Source organism: Vibrio chagasii (assembly GCA_041879415.1).
GTDB lineage: Bacteria > Pseudomonadota > Gammaproteobacteria > Enterobacterales > Vibrionaceae > Vibrio.
In genome coordinates this window covers 881,073-898,780 of sequence record CP090852.1, presented here as the reverse complement: position 1 = coordinate 898,780, position 17,708 = coordinate 881,073, and the positions used below count along the sequence as shown (strand labels likewise).

Here is a 17,708-nt window from a genome sequence, read left to right as displayed (position 1 = left end):
CAGCCTAACATTTAAAATACAATCACTTAGTAATTTATCATTAATGCTAGGGATGAAACTGGTCTCTTATCAATATTGCATCTTGATTGCATTATGCAAATGCACTTTGCAATTCGCATGTGAAATTAGCCGTTTTTATGCGATGCAGGGCTTATAAAATGCCTAATTAAAGTTGGCACGCTAACTGCATAGTATTAAGTGACCCTTCTTAAGCCGAGGGTCACCTAGCCAACTGACGTTGTTAGTGAACCTATGATTTGTTCACAAATATATAGAGCCAATCGCGATTATTGCGGTTGGCTATTTTTTTGCCTGTCGTTTGGCTATCTCTAGTTCTTTATCGGTTTTGCTCCATTCTTCAAGCGAAAAAAAAGCCAGCCACCATCGGTGACTAGCTTATGTTTTTCTCGAATTTCGAATCCGTTTAGTAACCCATCAACTGCAACAAATTCTCTGCTGTGCTTATCGCTTCTTTACGGTTAGCGATGTTGAGCTTCTGATAAAGATTTCGAATGTGAGTCTTGATCGTTGTCCCTGCCACATCCAGCTCTTGAGCGATTTGTTCGTTGCTGAACCCAGAATAGATCAAGCCGAGTACCTGCCATTCACGTTGAGTGAGTGGGCTGGTGCGCACAAGCTCAGGAATGTTCGGGTGGTTAACCAAGTTTTCAACAAAGTCTTCATCAAAGTGAACAGAGCGGCTGCGCTGCGTGGTCGATATATCCTTCATGATTTGCTGTGCTCGGTGACGTTCTAAATCACCCAAGCCAGGTTTGTTGCTCAACTTATCTAGAATATGCCCGATAGTGCCACCATCGACTAGGAAGTTACCGACCATGCCTGTTTGGTTGGTCATGTGTAGGGCTTCTTCAAGCAATACACGCGCGCTGTCTTCATCATTGATTTGTGTACGCAGCACCGCCTCAACAATCAAGTTACGGTTGGTGTCAGTGACCAAGTGTGAACGCTGTGCTTCGCTTTTCAAGAACGCTAACGCCTCTTCAGCTTCTTCATATTGCTCAAGGATGATATGAGCACGCACGATGTTACGCCACTGAAGCTGACAGAAGTGGTTGCTGGCAGATTCCGGTCTTACCGCAACGCTTAACCAGTCACGGATAGCATCTTTATCGCCTTTCACTTGCCAGAACAAGATCAGAGATAATGAAGCATTTGCCGTCCAGTCAACATGGTAGGTTGATTGGCGCAGTAAGTGTTGGATCTGGTCGATAAACTTCGATGCTTTGTCGATCTCACCACGGCTTAGTGAAATACGAGCCAACATTGAATAGCTATGAAGGTGTTTACTCGGAGAGTGGTGACCAAGGATATCTAAGCCTTTGTAGCAACACTCTTCCGCTTCATCTAAACGGTTCCAGCACCAGAAGATCTGAGCTCGAACGCGTAACAAGAATTCATGCAGAGGTACATATTGCAGTTGGTGCTCTTCGATCAATTTGAAGGCGCTGTCTTGCAATTCAAATGCAGCTTGAACGTAACCCTGGGCAATCAAGATTTCACTCTGCTGAAGAATCGCCCACAGTGCCTGATGGTAAACCTGATACTGGCGAGCCAACTTCTCAGTTTGTTGCATCATGGGTAGCGCACGGCTTAAGTTACCCATTACGTGATTCACTTCGCCAACAACTGAGGTTGCCACAATGCGGCTGCGGTAAACCGTAGTATTAAGCTGGCTTAGAGAAAGCTCTGCGAGTTCGAGCGCTTTTTCAGGTTCATTACTGTTGATAGCAACTTGTGCGCGTAGTGCGTTGTATTGGCCTTGCTGCTGAGTATCTAGCTCGATGTTTCGTGCTTGATACTGAGTTTCTGCCTCTTCTAACAAGGTACCCACTTGATCATAACGATGCTGACTTTGCGCCAACCATGCGCGTAGCATCGACAGTTTTGGTTCGCTGTAGAGCTGATCGGTCGTGAGTTGCTTGATTGCCATTTCTAGTGAGGACAATTCACCTTGGTTGAACATCTGCCAACCGTGCTCGCTGAGGATCTGAACAATCAAATCAGGATCATCGGCGCGCTGTGCATGACGCAGTGCTTGATGCGGTGTCTTCTGTTTGATCCACGCTTTTGCCGCACTGCGGTGCAATTCAGCTTCTTGTTGTGGAATGCGAGCTTGACGCTCATGGGCAAGGAATTCACCAAACAGATTATGGAAGCGATACCAGTTCTTTTCTCCCTCAAGAGGGTAGATGAACAAACCAAATCGGTTGAGAGACTCGATCATACCGAGTGCATCTTCACGCTGAGTAAGTGCGCACACCAATTCATCATTAAAGTGATCAAGTACAGAGCATTGCATCAAGAACTGGCGGGTTTCTTTGTCTAGCAAGTCGAAGACTTCTTCAACCAAGTAATCCCACAAATGAGCATGGTTGAAGTGAGAGAACGACTCAGCAGACTGTGCCAGCGTGCGCTTTTGGTGCTGTGCTTGAAGGGCGATAAGTTGTAGCGCAGAAGGCCAACCTTCTACATAACTACAAATACTATCTGCGGTTGTATCATCAATGCCATCGGCAACGCGTTGATTAAAGAAGCGTGTTGTCTCTTCGGTATCGAATGCCAAAGAGTCATTGCCTAGTTCGATCATTAAGTCACGAACACGAAGGTTTGCTGTACCCAGTGGCGGTGTGCCGCGGCTGGTCACAACGAGCGTGAGGTTGTCGGGCATGTGCTTTAGGAAAAAGCGCATGGCTTCGTGGATGTCGTCATTGTTAACCAGGTGATAGTCATCCAATACAAGGAAACATTCCTGATGGAACTCAGACATCTCAGCGAAAACTTCACTTAATAGAGAGTGTAGCGATGAGAATTGTCTTTTTTCTGCCAGTTTTTGCGCATTAGGGCAGGCGTTTTGCGTCGCTTTATTGAGTGATTGAAGTAGGTAGTTGATAAAACGGAAGGCATCGTTGTCACTGTCATCGATGCTATACCAACCCACGTTGGGTTTATCTACCAACCACTGGGCAGCCATGGTGGTCTTGCCGTATCCAGCTGGAGAGCGGAACAGTACGAGTTTATAGCAATCTGCATTCTGAAGCAGATCGAGAACCCTAGGACGCAGAATTGCATTGTGTAAGCGGCCGGGACGAGTCAGTTTCGAAGGGATCCACATGTCGAAGTTTTACACCTATTCCGTGGCTATGGTCTGGAATCTATCAAGCACGCATTGAGTGCAGTCCAATGACACTAGCCTAATTACTTAAGTCTTTACTCATATTACGTGAAGCAAAACGACACCGACTATGATCCTCCGCAGAAACCTTGCACTCCTGCATGTTTTTGAGTCTCTACGCCCTTTATTTGTGACTTTTCTCACAAACAGTGGTGGTTCGATAATGTGACTTTGTTTCTATTTGCACTGTATTTAATGCAAAAGATGATACTCGGAAAATATTTTCGTGATCTGAAACTCAGATTTGACAATGACTCTAATTAGGTCAAATAAAAATCACATCAATCGAAGTTAAGTTATCGAACGGGAGCTTGTGATCTTAGTCACTCCAAGTTTTTGTTCGAAGTCAGAACATGAGAGTCAGATCACTAACCCTATGTCGGTACGCCCCCTACGCCCTCCCATCTACTCCTAGTTTGGCGCGTTAGCGGGAGGATGTTTAGTTTCTGGTGACCATGCACGATATGTCACAGATGAATTAGAACTATTAAAAGCGAGATTTCTGAAATGAAACCAACTCAGCAAAAAACTTTCGATAAAGTGTCGTTCCAAGAAAGCGTTAAGAAACATCTATCTGCAACCTACGCAACTACAATAGAAAACGCAGATAGCCGCGCATGGTACCTAGCAATGGGTCGCGCGCTAGCCGAACTTACAACATTTGACCTGTTAGAAACTGAAAATGACGAGAAAATCAAAAATGCGAAGAGCGTGAACTACCTTTCGCTGGAATTCTTGATTGGTCGTCTAACAGGTAACAACCTAATCAGCATGGGTCTGTACGAGCAGATCACGCATGCGATGGAAGAGTTAGGTCAAAACCTGACTGACCTTCTAGAAGAAGAACGTGACCCATCACTAGGTAATGGTGGTCTTGGTCGTCTAGCGGCTTGTTTCATGGATTCTTGTGCCGCTCAAGAATACCCAACGGTAGGCTACGGTCTTCACTATGAATACGGTCTATTCAAGCAATCTTTCCAAGATGGTCGCCAACAAGAAGCGCCAGACGCATGGCGTGGTGTTGAAGGTTACCCATGGGAAGTAGCTCGTCCTGAACTTGCGCAACACATTGGTTTTTACGGTCATGTTGAAGTTGAATACATTGACGGTAAAGAAGTGCGTACTTGGGTTCCAGGTATGGAAGTAAAAGCAATGCCTTGGGATCTGCCAATCGTAGGTTACGAGTCAAATACGGTTTACCCACTGCGTCTTTGGGAATGTCAGGCTATCGCACCATTCTCACTAGCAAGCTTCAACAACGGTGACTACTTCGAAGCACAACACGCGCTAATCGATGCGGGTAACATTACTAAGGTTCTATACCCGAACGACAACCACGAAAAAGGTAAAACGCTTCGTCTAATGCAGCAGTACTTCCACTCTGCAGCATCTGTTCGCGATATCCTACGCCGTCACGAAGCAGCAGGTTTTGCTCTAGCTGACCTACCTAAGCAAGAGACTATCCAGCTTAACGATACGCACCCAACAATCGCGATTCCTGAACTAATGCGCATCCTAATCGATGAGAAAGGTCTAGATTGGGATACAGCATGGGACATCAGTGCAAACACGTTCGCTTACACGAACCACACACTACTTCCAGAAGCACTTGAGACTTGGTCTGAGTCGCTAATCCAGCGTCTACTTCCACGTCACATGGAAATCATTTTTGAAATCAACCACCGCTTCCTACAAGAAGTTCGCAAGATGTGGCCTGGTGACGGTGAGAAGCAAGCTAAGCTATCTATCATCCAAGAAGGTTTCCACCGCATGGTTCGCATGGCAAACCTATGTGTGATTGGCTCTTACAAAGTAAACGGTGTAGCAGCGCTTCACTCTCAGCTAGTTAAGAAAGACCTGTTCCCTGAGTTTAACGAAATCTTCCCAGGTAAACTGACTAACGTAACAAACGGTATCACGCCTCGTCGTTGGTTGAAGTTCTGTAACCCTGGTCTATCTAAGCTTATCACTGACAAGATTGGTACAGAGTGGCCAGCAAAACTTGAGCAGCTAGAAGGTATTGCTAAGTACGCGACAGACGCGAAATTCCAAAAAGAATTCATGGCGGTTAAGAAAGAAAACAAACAGCGCCTTGCTGATTGGGTTCAAGAGAACATGGGTATCGAGTTAGACACTAACGCTATCTTCGACGTGCAAATCAAGCGTCTACACGAATACAAGCGTCAGCACCTAGACTTGCTACATATTCTATCTCTGTACCACCGTATTCTTAACGAACCTGGTTTTGAGTGTGAGCCACGCGTTTGTTTCTTCGCAGCGAAAGCAGCACCGGGTTACCACCTAGCGAAAGAAATCATCTTCGCGGTTAACAAGATTGCAGAGAAGATCAACAACGATCCTCGCATTGGTAACAAGCTTAAAGTGGTATTCATCCCTGACTACCGTGTAAGCATGGCGGAAATCATCATTCCGGCTGCTGACGTTTCTCAACAAATCTCGCTAGCGGGTAAAGAAGCATCAGGTACGGGTAACATGAAGATGGCTCTAAACGGCGCTCTGACTATCGGTACGATGGATGGTGCGAACGTTGAGATCCGTGAAGAAGTGGGTGATGAGAACATCTACATCTTCGGTTTAGAAGTGGATGGTGTACAAGCACTGAAAGCTCAGGGCTACAACCCATACGACTACTACAACGCAGACCCACTATTGAAAGCGTCACTTGATCTGCTAACGGGTGAAGAGTTCACACCAGGTCAACCAGGCCTTCTACGTGCAACGTTTGATAGCCTGCTAGATGGCGGTGACCCATACCTATGTCTTGCTGACTTTGCTTCTTACGTGAAAGCGCATGAAGACATGGGCGTGCAATACAAAGACCAAGCGGGTTGGGCTAAGAAAGCGATTCTTAACACAGCACTCGTTGGTAAGTTCACATCGGATCGCTCTATCCGCGATTACGTGAACAACATTTGGAAACTTGAAGCGGTTAACCGTTAATAGTTTCAACGTAGCCAAGGCAGTCTCTGCCTTGGCTCAATTAGCTTGTGAGCAAACAGATGGTTTTTACCGATAGCAATGCTCACAAACTGATTGTCACAAGCTAATTGATTAGTAACAGATTAAATAACAACCCTACAAAATTGAAAGCGTTAGAACGTTTTCGGAGAGAGCGATGAAAGAACAGACCGTATTAAAACAAGTCGCAGAAATGGCAAACATTGCCGACAGTTACGTTAGTGCGTGGGGCGATGAAGCACAGGTATCAGATGAGACAATTACATCTCTACTGGCTTCATTGGGCTACGATACAAGCAGCGATGATGCACTGCTTAAGTCAGCAGAAAGAAAACACAAAAAAGATGTACTAGACCCAGTTCTTGTCTTGCGTGATGGTGAGCCAGTAGAAGTGGCGCTGAATCTAGGTGTGAGCGCTCGTGAGAGTGAGTTCAGCTGGCGTTTAGAGACCGAGCAAGGAGAGGTACTTGAAGGCTATCTTCAATCTCAAGTCGTTCGTGATGAGCGTGCAGAGGGTGGCCCTTTAGTGTTTGCATTGCCAAATGATCTGGCATGGGGTTACCACAAGTTAATTGTGAGCCGTAAGCGCCGTAAAAAGCCTTACGAAATGACGCTAATTATTACACCTAAAGCGTGCTTTAAGCAGTCGCCAATCGAAGAAGGCAAAAAGCTTTGGGGACCAAGTGTTCAGCTTTACACGCTAAGAACTCAGCATAACTGGGGTATTGGTGATTTCGGTGACCTGAAACAATTGGTGGCTGATATCGCGTCTCGCGGCGGTGACTTCGTTGGTCTAAACCCGATTCACTCTCTGTTCCCTGCGAACCCTGAAGGTGCGAGCCCATACAGCCCGTCTTCACGTCGTTGGTTGAACATCCTATACATTGATGTGAGCTCAGTACCTGAGTTTGCATTAAGCGCTGAAGCGCAACAAAAAGTAGGCAGTGCAGAGTTCCAACAGCGCCTTCAGAAAGCGCGTGATGCACACTGGGTGAACTACACCGAAGTGTCTGAGCTGAAGATGAGCATCTTGCCTCTACTATTTACAGAATTTAAAACTCGTCACCTAGACAAAAACAGCGATCGCGCACAAGCATTCTTGGCGTTTGTTGAAGAGGGCGGTGATAGCCTGATGCACCAAGCGGCATTTGATGCTCTGCACAGTGAATTGCATGCTGAAGATTCTGGTATGTGGGGATGGCCGGTATTCCCTGAGAAATACCGTACATTCGACAGCCCAGTTACTCAAAAGTACATCAAAGACAACCTAGATAAAGTACATCTTTACATGTACCTACAATGGCTAGCTGACTGCCAAATCAACGATGCTCAGTCATTGGCTGAAGAAAAAGGCATGGCGGTTGGCCTGTACCGAGATCTAGCGGTAGGCGTTGCGGATTCAGGCAGTGAAACTTGGGCTGATGAAGGTAATCTTGTGATGGATGCAAGCATCGGTGCTCCACCGGATATTCTTGGTCCATTAGGTCAAAACTGGGGTCTTCCACCGCTAAACCCAGAAGTGCTTCAAGCGACGGGTTACGATGCTTACATCAAGCTACTTCGTGCAAACATGAAGCACTGTGGTGCGTTGCGTATTGACCATGTATTAGGCTTACTTCGCCTGTGGTGGATTCCAAAAGGTGAAGATGCAACGAAAGGCGCTTACATCTACTACCCAGTTCAAGACATGCTGTCGATTCTTGCTCTTGAATCTCATCGTTACCAATGTAGCGTTATTGGTGAAGATTTAGGTACTGTGCCAGATGAGATTGTCGATATCTTGGCTGATGCAGGTGTGCACTCGTACAAGGTGTTCTTCTTCGAAACATCAGAAGAAGATGGCGGTTTCATCTCACCTGCTCATTACGCTGAACAGTCGATGGCGGCACTATGTACACACGATATGCCAACACTACGTGGCTTCTGGCACTGTGATGATCTGAAAATGGGTCAAGAGATTGGCTTGTACCCAGATCAAGAACAGCTGAACGGCTTGTTTGATGATCGTCTTGAGTGTAAGCAAGGTATCCTAGACTCTGTGGCATGGCATGGTTTCTTACCTGAAGGTGTAGGCCGTGACGCGAGCCAAGTACCAATGGACTCTTACCTTGCTGAAGCACTGCAGTTGCACGTTGCTGCTGGTGGTTCAACATTGCTAAGTGTTCAATTGGAAGACTGGTTGGAAATGGATCAGCCAGTAAACATTCCTGGCACGGTAGATGAGTACCCGAACTGGCGTCGTAAACTATCGATGAACCTGGACGAAATCTTTGCTCATGACGGCGTGAATCGAATTGCTTCTAAGCTCACAGAAGTTCGAGAAAAAGCAGGTAAATGATGGGTTTGAGTGGCTTTGAAAATAGGTGGTTTTTTGCTTACGGCGTACGAAACTACAACCTTGGTCACTCAATAATGAATGCTCATCTGGTAGAATAAATCGTCGTTATATTGCCCGCACTAATAGCGGGCATTTTTGTATTATATTTTTTGGATGTTTGGTTAGGGAGAAACGTTTTGGAACTAAGTTCGATTTCAAAGCAAAAACAAATATATACCCAACTATCACAGGCTTGTTTCACTGACCCATTTGCGTTTTTAGGGCCGTACTTACCTTCAAAGCAAGGCGCATTACGTATATGGATCCCAGGGGCAGATAAAGTCGAGTTGATTGTTGGAAAGGAACCTCGTATTGAGTTAGAGCGAGAGGATGAAAGTGGATTCATTCTTAAGCAAAAAAGAGACTTGCGTTTTACTCACTACAAGCTCGCAGTTGATTGGGCAGGAGTAGAGCAGATCATTGATGATCCATACCAGTATCATGAGTTGTACGCGAGCTATGAAGACCTTCACACACCTAAAGATATGTACCATCACATGGGGGCTCAGTTTGTTACTCTAGAGCGTGATGGTCAGACAATTTCTGGTACTCGCTTCTTAGTTTATGCACCGCATGCAACAGCGGCTAGCTTAGTGGGTAACTTCAACTCGTGGGACGGTCGTCGCCACCCGATGCAACGTTTGGACTACGGTATTTGGGGCTTATTCATTCCAGGCTTGGAAGAGGGCGCTCAATATAAGTTCGAATTAAAAGGACCAAATGGTGAAGGCTTACCTCACAAGGCTGACCCATGGGGTTTCTACTCTGAGCAGTACCCTTCGTTCTCTTCTGTGACTTACGATCACGCTCGTTATGAGTGGCAAGATGCGAAATGGCAAAATCGCCCAGTGACAGAGAAGCGTAAAGAGGCACTGTCGTTCTATGAATTACATGCTGGTTCTTGGAAGCGCAATGCTGAAGGTGATTTTCTAAACTACCGTGAGTTAGCGGCAGAGCTGATCCCTTACCTAACCGAGCTTGGTTACACTCATGTCGAGTTGATGCCAGTTTCAGAACATCCGTTCTATGGTTCATGGGGTTACCAGCCTGTTGGCCTTTTCGCACCAACGAGCCGCTTTGGTTCTCCGGATGATTTCAAATACTTTGTCGATCAATGTCACCAAGCTGGTCTCGGCGTTGTACTAGACTGGGTTCCAGCTCACTTCCCAAGTGATGACCATGGCTTGGCTAACTTTGATGGCACACCGTTATTCCACGACCCAGATCCACGTCGTGGTTGGCATCAGGATTGGAACTCGTATATCTATGACTTAGGTCGCGAACATGTACGTCGTTTCTTAGTGGCAAACGCGTTGTACTGGTTTGAGCAATTCCATATTGATGGTATCCGTGTGGATGCCGTAGCTTCGATGTTGTACCTCGATTACTCGCGTAGCCACGATCAGTGGATTCCAAATGTTGATGGCGGCAATGAAAACTACGACGCTATTGCGACATTGAAATGGATGAACGAAGAGGTGTACAAACACTTCCCGAATGCGATGACCATTGCGGAAGAATCGACGGCTTTCCCTGGTGTTTCTGCACCGACCTTTATGGGTGGCTTAGGCTTCGGCTTTAAGTGGAACATGGGGTGGATGCACGATAGCTTGTCTTACATCCAAGAAGATCCTATTAACCGTAAATACCACCACGATACGATTACTTTCCCGCTGGTTTACGCACACAGTGAGAATTACGTATTGTCACTGTCGCACGATGAAGTGGTTTATGGTAAAGGCTCTATCCATAACAAGATGCCAGGTGATGAGTGGCAGCAAACGGCTAACCTACGCGCATACATGGGTTACATGTACGCACAACCGGGTAAGAAGCTTAACTTCATGGGGGCTGAGTTTGGCCAGACAGCAGAGTGGAACCATGATGACCAACTGCAGTGGTTCTTATTAGACTACGATCGCCACCAAGGTGTTCAAAAGCTAACGAAAGACCTGAACTACCTTTACCGCAATGAAGCTGCAATGCATGACTTAGATTTTGATCCACAAGGTTTTGAATGGCGTCTTCAAGACTCTGCAGAGGCGAGTATCTTAGCTCATGAGCGTATCAGTGAATCTGGTGAGCGTGTGCTAGTCGTATCGAACTTTACGCCAGTACCACATGAGCATTTCCGACTAGGTGTTCCGGCACAAGGTAAGTACAGCCTATTACTCAATACTGATGATGCTAAATATAACGGTAGTGGTTATGACGTGAAAGAGGTTGTCGAAATCGAAGCCGTTCAGAGTGAAGGGTTGGATACCTCGATTGAGCTTCGCCTACCGCCATTGTCGACTATTTTTTACAAGCTGAACCCGTAATGTAATCGGTAGAATGCACGCGTAGATAACACAAAAAAGGGAACCTTATGGTTCCCTTTTCTATTTGAGAGTATCTCGTTTAGTGCTGCTTGAAGTTCGTAAGGTAGAGCATAGAGCGTCCTACCACGGTTTCAATAATCCTAATGGAGTCAGTTCCAAAGCTCTCAAGCATTTTATCTCGGAATACACCATCTGAGCTGATATTGAACTCTTCAGGGCTTTTGACCTGAGACGCGTGAAAGAACATCAACTTGATCACGTATCGGAATTGTTCATTATCTAAAGCGTTTTGCCATGATTGAACAAACGCTTCTTCAGATGAGAAGTCTAGACTCTCTATAACAATCGAAAGCATGTGTTGATGTAACACGGAGCGGATAGCACGAGTTGATGGGTAGTAACCCTGAAGCGTCGTTAAACTAATGCCAATCTCTTGAGCAATCCTTGCATAAGTTAGTGCTTCATGTCCTTCAGCTAGAAAAAGGCTTAGTACGATCTTATCGTAGTGCTTTTGGTTTTCTAGTTTCTGTACTTGGGTAATTCGAGCCATTACAAATCTCTATTTCGCGCAACATTCTGTAAACAGAATATTAAGAGCTTCTAAATTAGAATTCAAACCAAAGATGTGAGGAAACGGTCAGTTTATCGTCAAAATCCGATGGTTACGGTTTGTTCGGTTAAGTTTTGTTCAAAAGTGAAAGGGTAAAAACAAAACACCGCCCTATTGAGCGGTGTGTCATTTTAACTAATTGTTTAAATTGATACTAAAATGGATACCAAAACAAAGCTGGTTCAAGAATGCGTTTTGCGATAGCCAATATCACGATTAAACCGATGATAAATAAACAAATAAAATCGATACGTTGTAATGGCGCGTAGCTATACCAAGTGCGAGACTTATGTCTGCCAAAGCCACGTAGCGTCATAGCATTTGATATCTCATCAGCTCTATCTAGGCTTGAGAAAATCAATGGTCCTAACACTTTAGCAACATTTTTAATGCGTACAAGAAGTGGTGCTTTCTTGGAAAGTTCAACACCACGAGCTTGTTGGGCATGCATGATGTTGACGAAATCTTTCTTAACTTCTGGCAAATAACGTAGCGTTAAGCTGACCGCGTAGGCAATCTTGTAAGGAACACCAATGCGGTTGAGACTAGCAGCAAACTCAGTCGGGTGCGTTGTGAATACAAAGATCAGCGCTATCGGAAACATACTCATGTACTTGAGTGTTACGGTCACCAAGTAAAACAATGTCTCTTGGCTCAACGAGTAGTTACCCGGTAATGTTAGCAATAAAGTTTCGCTGCCAATGAGCTCAGTACCTTGCTGTGGAGCCAACAGGTACATGAACAACGCATTTAGGCTCAGCACACTAGCCGTACCTAGCAACAGAGGCTTATAAACCCTAACTGGCACTCTGGTTAGCTTGAGTAGATAAAGCCCCGTTAGGATAAGTAACGTGATTAACCGTAGGTCGAATGTCGTTAAAACAACTGTCACCCAAGCTAAGAAAAGAGCAAATTTAGTGATGCCGTTTAACGCATGCAGCGGTGATTTGGTATCAATGTAGTTGATGCCGAATTTTACTTTTGATGCATTCATAGCGAGCTTCTCTCGTAGTCGATGAAGTACTGCATAAATGCATTGGTGTCGTCGATTTTCATCATGGTCGCGAGTTCATAAATACTGGTGGTACAGAGATTTGCACGCTCTAGAAGCGATGGTTGGCTGAACACCTCAGTCATGTCTGCGTTAGCAATCAGCTTGCTGTCAGCAATGACGATTGAGCGTGTGGTGTACTCTAGAACCAGGTGCATGTCGTGTGAAATGATCACGACGGTGATACCTAACTCGCGGTTAAGCTTTTGGATAAACGCCAGCATAGAGGTGTAGTTACGGTAATCTTGACCCGCAGTTGGTTCATCCAAGATCAGAAGCTCAGGTTCCAATACTAGGATAGAAGCAATCGTTACGCGTTTTTTCTGCCCGTAGCTCAGTGCTTCGATTGGCCAGTGACGGAACTTACTCAAGCCACATAGCTCAAGAACGTTCTCAACTTTCTCTTTGATGTCCTGCTCTGCAACCCCACGATTACGCAGACCGAATGCAACTTCATCAAAGATCATATGATGAGAGATCATATGATTTGGGTTCTGCATCACAACGCCGACTTTCTGACTTCTTTCGAAGATAGAAAGCTCTGATAGGTCTTCACCGTTAAGGTATGAAGAGCCTGAATCTGCGTCAATCACACCCATGATAATCTTGGTGATGGTCGATTTACCTGAGCCATTTTTACCTAAGATTGAAACGAACTCACCTTTGCCAATTTTAAAGCTAACGTCTTCGAGAGCGTTCTTTTCGCCATCATAGGAGTAAGTCAGACCGTGGACCTCAAGTAAAGGTTGGTACTGTTTCTCGGCAACTGGAGTCGGGCGCTCTGCAAACCAAGTCTGAACCGCAGGGCGGAATCTTTTGTAATCGAGAGCCTTGAGGTTTGATAGCTTATCTTCACTGGTCAAAGGTGCTTTCGCTGCCTTCAGAGCAGATAAATAAAGTGGTTCACGAATACCGTGTGTTTCAAGCAGTTCAGAAGCTAAGATTTCATCGGGTGTCATGTCTGCAACAATTTCACCGCGCTCCATCAAGATCACTCGGTCGATATCGCGGTGTAGAACATCCTCAAGGCGATGCTCGATGATTACGATAGTCTTGTTGGTTTCTTTATGAAGCTGGTCGATGATTTCGATAGTCGCTTTGCCCGTTTTCGGGTCAAGGCTAGCCAAAGGTTCATCAAACAATAGGATGTCAACGTCATCAACTAAGATGCCCGCTAATGACACGCGTTGTTTTTGGCCGCCGGATAGATCATGTGGCGAGCGATCAAGCATATCTGCTAAGTCGACCATTTTTGCTGTCGACTTAACCAGAGGGTACATATCAATGTTTGACACTAACTGATTTTCCAGAGCGAATGCGATGTCTTCGCCAATACTCAAACCGACAAATTGGCTATCAGTATCTTGTAATACTGTGCCAACCTGCTCGGTATAGTCGTGCATAGAAAAATCAGAAATGTTCTTGCTGTTGATCTCTAGAGACCCAGTCACCTCACCTTTGATAGCATGAGGTATCAGACCGTTAAGACATTGACCTAGGGTAGATTTACCACTACCACTTGGTCCAATAATGACGATTTTCTCTCCTTTCTCTATCCTTAGATTGATATTTTTTAGCGTCGGTTTATCCAGCGACTCATATCTAAAAGAGAAGTTCGAAAATGCTATAGTCATTATCGCTTATGCCTCAGTTAGGTTACGGCTTTGTTTGTTGCGTTTAGCGACTGATTTAAGGATCAGCAAGCCAACAACAGCGATCAGAACGGTGTTACCCGCTGCAATGATAGACAGTTGAGTGAAGACTTTAGTAAACGGTTCTGCATAAAGGATGGTATCTAGGAATGCAGAGCAGCCGTAACCGACCACATTACCGGCAAGGGCCAGTACCACAAACAGCGCGAAGTCTTTCATAGGCAAGTCACCTTGCTGAAGGCGGTTTTTGGTCAACATCGGGAATAAACCGATGATCATACCAACAATACCTGAGCCTAATACCCAAGTTAACCATACACCCCAGCCTGCGAATAGGTCGGTTACCCAGTGGCCAATGAAGCCAACTAAGAAACCTACAATCGGGCCGAACAAAACAGAAAACAGTGCTAACACCGCCATTGCTGGTTTTAATGTCGTATTAGCGAACACTGGGACACCAAACATAGGTAAACCACCAATGCCATACAGTGCTGCGCCAATGGCAATGACAACCACTGTTTTAGCTGAAAAGTTCATAGGTAACCTCAAATACTGAAAGATAAAAATAACAAAGAACGTATATTCGCCATTTTTAGTAGGTATCTCATCGAGATCGTTTTTTAGGCAAATATAAAAAATAAGGCGCGCATTATACAGTAGAACCCTTCCATAAGGGAAGGTAAGTGTCTAGATGTCTAAAATTCCATCCACATACGTTTATATGATGTAAAAAGCCGTGGTTTGTGGTTAATCAAGCAACAAAAAAGCCAGAGCAGGTCTGGCTTTTTTCAATCACATTAACAGTGTGTTAAGTCAGTTCTTGACCAACCAATACCTGGCTTAGTGGTCTAGGTATAGGTAGTTTTGCCAACTCTTCATGCGGATAAGTACTTTACGCATGATAGATACGTGAGTGAAGCTATCTGAATAAACCGCAACTTCGACTGCTGTACCCATAGGTAAGTGGAAGTCAGACAGGTCATCAGTAATGGTCAATTTAACGAACACACGGCCACTAGTACGCAATGCCTCAGTACCCAGTAGCGCACCTCTCGCTTGGAATTGGCTTTCACCGATGGCTGGAATCACTTCTTCGATGCGTCCTTTGAACACTTTGCCTGGTAATGCTCTAAACAGGAACTCTGCTTCGTAGCCTGGTTGTAAGCGCTGCAAAGAGTTTTGTCTAAAGGCTGCAGTGTAGAACTGGTCTTCTGTGTGAACAAAGGTCATCACCGGAGCCAGTGGCAGTGGTACCGCCATAACACCCGGGCGCAGAGCTAATTGAGTCACGTAGCCATCTGTAGGTGCTCGAACCACAGTCTGTTCTAAGTCAAATTGAGCTTTACGCAATTCTGCTAATAGGCTTAATACTGCTGTGTTCTCGCCACCGATCTCAGAATCCAAAGCAATTTTTGCTCTTTCTAAGGTCGCATCTGCCACTTTAACCGCAGCTTCTGATGCTTTATAAGCTTGTCTGCGAGTATCCAATTGTTGCTCAGTAAAGGCGCCACTGTCGTAACCGCGTTTGTAACGAGAAAACTCACGTTGGGCTTTGTCTCTCTCAGCAATGGCTTTGATTCTCGCTGCTTCTGCTTCAGCAACGTCAGATTCCATTCCTAGTGCGCCTTGGCTCGCTTCTTTTACTTTCGCCTCTAACCTTGCGACTTCAGCCTCGAACGGAATAGGATCGATTTTAAAGAGGATATCGCCCTTTTTAAGAGGCTTATTTGCCTCTACTGGCACTTCAATCACTTTACCTCTAACCCCTGAAACGATAGGCGTTGTTGAGTAAACTTGGTTACCAATCTGAGTGAAAGGGTGGTTGTAGTTCATCAGTAAGATCAAAGTACCGATGATGATCACACCGCCAAGAACAGCAGTAGGAACAGTCCATTTATTTAGCGGAATGTTGAACACCTTAAAAATGGTGATACACAGTGCCGCATAGGTCATTATCAGCAGTAAATCCATTACTTAACCTCCTGATCTTGAGCTTTATTTTGATCGTTATCTTGCTTACTTTGCTCTGGCTTTGCTTTCTTGAGTTGAGAGATTTCTTCCTGAAGAGTGCTCACTTGGTCAATTAAGATATCAACACGATGATGAATGTCGTGCTGCTCTTCTTCGAGTTTGGCAAAGCCCCATCCACGATCTTTGCGCCATAATGTCGCCCAGATCCAAAGAAACGGCCAGATAGTATGTAGAGTGAAAAGGCTAACCCAGCCAGAGACATGAATAGCATCTTGATGAGGATGATTGCGTTCTTTCGCAATTTCATAGGGGATATCGTGAATGACGATGATGCCGTAGAAGATGACTAATGCTACGAAAATCAGTAGACCGAGCGCAAAGTAGTCTAAAAACATAACAGATCCTTGTGATGTTAGATATTAGTTATAAATATACTACGCTATCATCCAAGTAATTGTTATCAAAATGATTTACCGAGTTATAAATAATGTGTTTTTGCTTCTAATGTGAGCGATGTCATTATTGGAACTTATAAAATCACTCTCTAATTTATTGAGTTATTTCTGTTATCTTGTTTGTCATACTGACTTAATAGTGATCGTTGAAGTATGCGTGATGCACAAAACCACAAGGATGGATACAAATGTATATAGGTGAAATAGCGGCGATCGGTGCCGCTATCGTGTGGGCGTGTGCGACTTGGATTTATGGGCAATTTGGGCATCGTTTCTCAGCAATGCAGCTCAATATCATCAAGGGTTTGGTTGCTTCAGTCATGATGCTGCTTGTGATGCCGCTTATCCCAATGCCAGAGTTTGAACTGAGTGCTAATCACTTTTGGATATTGGCGATTTCAGGGATTATTGGAATCGCAATTGGTGACAGTGCTTACTTCGCTGCTTTGAAAAGAATTGGTGCTAATAAGACATTGCTGCTTGAATCGTTAGCTCCACCTCTTTCTGGCGTGCTGGCTTTGATGTTCTTAGGTGCTGCGTTGACACTTCAAAGTTGGCTCGGTGTCGTCATCACCACTTTAGCGGTGACCTTCGTAGTATTTCAGCCATCTAATTCGGTGAGTGATGATTCAACTAACCAAGCGCAATGGAGCGGCATTGGATACGGGCTAGTAGCAAGTGTGTGCCAAGCCTCAGGTGTGGTCATTTCTCACTATGCTTTGGTTGCTGGTGATATCCCACCTTTGTTGGGGGCGTTGATTCGCCTGACAATCGGCGTGTTTGCGGTGATGATGATTATTCCTTTTGTTGAGCGTAAACCTTACTCATCAATCAAAAGGGATTTATGGGAGATGACTAAACTCGACAAGCTATGGTTACTCAGCGCCATTTTTGTTGGGACGTTTCTCGCGCTTTGGTTGCAACAAATCGCTTTAAAAAATGCTAATCCCGCGATTGCTCAAACATTGATAGCGACCAGTCCGGTCTTTATTCTGGTGATCTATGCGTTGAAAGGGGAAAAGGTCTCAAAGCAGAGTCTCATAGGCACGCTTGCCGCAGTAGGAGGAATATCTTTGTTCTTCTATCAATGACGTCTTTT

Annotated in this window: 11 protein-coding genes; 4 read left to right on the top strand and 7 right to left on the bottom strand. The window is 45.1% G+C overall.

Features of this window, described 5'->3' with window-relative positions:
* Positions 1-424 precede the first annotated feature (424 nt).
* Positions 425-3,133, bottom strand: a complete 2,709-nt coding sequence (gene malT, locus L0991_17855; GenBank protein ID XGB65395.1) for an HTH-type transcriptional regulator MalT — start codon at positions 3,131-3,133, stop codon at positions 425-427.
* A 567-nt stretch (positions 3,134-3,700) separates the two neighbouring features.
* Between malT and L0991_17850 the strand changes: the two genes are divergently transcribed.
* The 3 genes from L0991_17850 (at position 3,701) to glgB (ending at position 10,870) form a co-directional block, all read left to right on the top strand.
* Positions 3,701-6,154: a glycogen/starch/alpha-glucan phosphorylase gene (locus tag L0991_17850; GenBank protein XGB65394.1), complete on the top strand. Its 2,454-nt coding sequence runs from the start codon at positions 3,701-3,703 to the stop codon at positions 6,152-6,154.
* A gap of 175 nt (positions 6,155-6,329) precedes the next feature.
* Positions 6,330-8,510 carry a 4-alpha-glucanotransferase gene (gene malQ, locus L0991_17845; GenBank protein ID XGB65393.1) on the top strand — a complete coding sequence of 727 codons (2,181 nt, stop codon included), beginning with the start codon at positions 6,330-6,332 and terminating at the stop codon, positions 8,508-8,510.
* Between the two features lie 176 nt (positions 8,511-8,686).
* Complete coding sequence (glgB, locus tag L0991_17840; GenBank protein XGB65392.1) at positions 8,687-10,870, top strand: 1,4-alpha-glucan branching protein GlgB; 2,184 nt, start codon at positions 8,687-8,689, stop codon at positions 10,868-10,870.
* Between the two features lie 79 nt (positions 10,871-10,949).
* Here the strand turns inward: glgB and L0991_17835 are convergent, their stop codons facing one another.
* From L0991_17835 to L0991_17810, 6 genes are all read right to left on the bottom strand, one after another.
* Positions 10,950-11,420: a TetR/AcrR family transcriptional regulator gene (locus L0991_17835; protein ID XGB65391.1), complete on the bottom strand. Its 471-nt coding sequence runs from the start codon at positions 11,418-11,420 to the stop codon at positions 10,950-10,952.
* 214 nt (positions 11,421-11,634) lie between these two features.
* Positions 11,635-12,474 carry an energy-coupling factor transporter transmembrane protein EcfT gene (locus L0991_17830; protein XGB65390.1) on the bottom strand — a complete coding sequence of 280 codons (840 nt, stop codon included), beginning with the start codon at positions 12,472-12,474 and terminating at the stop codon, positions 11,635-11,637.
* Positions 12,471-14,165, bottom strand: a complete 1,695-nt coding sequence (locus tag L0991_17825; GenBank protein ID XGB65389.1) for a DUF3744 domain-containing protein — start codon at positions 14,163-14,165, stop codon at positions 12,471-12,473. Before L0991_17825 ends, L0991_17830 begins: the two co-directional genes overlap by 4 nt.
* 6 nt (positions 14,166-14,171) lie before the next feature.
* Positions 14,172-14,720, bottom strand: a complete 549-nt coding sequence (locus L0991_17820) for an ECF-type riboflavin transporter substrate-binding protein (GenBank protein ID XGB65388.1) — start codon at positions 14,718-14,720, stop codon at positions 14,172-14,174.
* 303 nt (positions 14,721-15,023) lie between these two features.
* The gene (locus L0991_17815) at positions 15,024-16,154 is read right to left on the bottom strand and encodes an HlyD family secretion protein (GenBank protein XGB65387.1); all 1,131 of its coding nucleotides are present in this window, start codon (positions 16,152-16,154) and stop codon (positions 15,024-15,026) included.
* Positions 16,154-16,549 carry a DUF3302 domain-containing protein gene (locus L0991_17810; protein XGB65386.1) on the bottom strand — a complete coding sequence of 132 codons (396 nt, stop codon included), beginning with the start codon at positions 16,547-16,549 and terminating at the stop codon, positions 16,154-16,156. The genes L0991_17815 and L0991_17810 overlap by 1 nt, the downstream gene beginning before the upstream one ends.
* Positions 16,550-16,797: 248 nt before the next feature.
* Between L0991_17810 and L0991_17805 the strand changes: the two genes are divergently transcribed.
* The gene (locus L0991_17805) at positions 16,798-17,700 is read left to right on the top strand and encodes a DMT family transporter (protein ID XGB65385.1); all 903 of its coding nucleotides are present in this window, start codon (positions 16,798-16,800) and stop codon (positions 17,698-17,700) included.
* Positions 17,701-17,708: the final 8 nt, after the last annotated feature.

Bases quoted from the DNA above. Each gene is read 5' to 3' on its own strand.
- L0991_17835 (XGB65391.1), bottom strand. From the start codon at position 11,420: ATGGCTCGAATTACCCAAGTACAGAAACTAGAAAACCAAAAGCACTAC.
- L0991_17830 (XGB65390.1), bottom strand. From the start codon at position 12,474: ATGAATGCATCAAAAGTAAAATTCGGCATCAACTACATTGATACCAAA.
- L0991_17850 (XGB65394.1), top strand. From the start codon at position 3,701: ATGAAACCAACTCAGCAAAAAACTTTCGATAAAGTGTCGTTCCAAGAA.
- L0991_17810 (XGB65386.1), bottom strand. From the start codon at position 16,549: ATGTTTTTAGACTACTTTGCGCTCGGTCTACTGATTTTCGTAGCATTA.
- malQ (XGB65393.1), top strand. From the start codon at position 6,330: ATGAAAGAACAGACCGTATTAAAACAAGTCGCAGAAATGGCAAACATT.
- L0991_17820 (XGB65388.1), bottom strand. From the start codon at position 14,720: ATGAACTTTTCAGCTAAAACAGTGGTTGTCATTGCCATTGGCGCAGCA.
- L0991_17825 (XGB65389.1), bottom strand. From the start codon at position 14,165: ATGACTATAGCATTTTCGAACTTCTCTTTTAGATATGAGTCGCTGGAT.
- L0991_17805 (XGB65385.1), top strand. From the start codon at position 16,798: ATGTATATAGGTGAAATAGCGGCGATCGGTGCCGCTATCGTGTGGGCG.
- malT (XGB65395.1), bottom strand. From the start codon at position 3,133: ATGTGGATCCCTTCGAAACTGACTCGTCCCGGCCGCTTACACAATGCA.
- L0991_17815 (XGB65387.1), bottom strand. From the start codon at position 16,154: ATGGATTTACTGCTGATAATGACCTATGCGGCACTGTGTATCACCATT.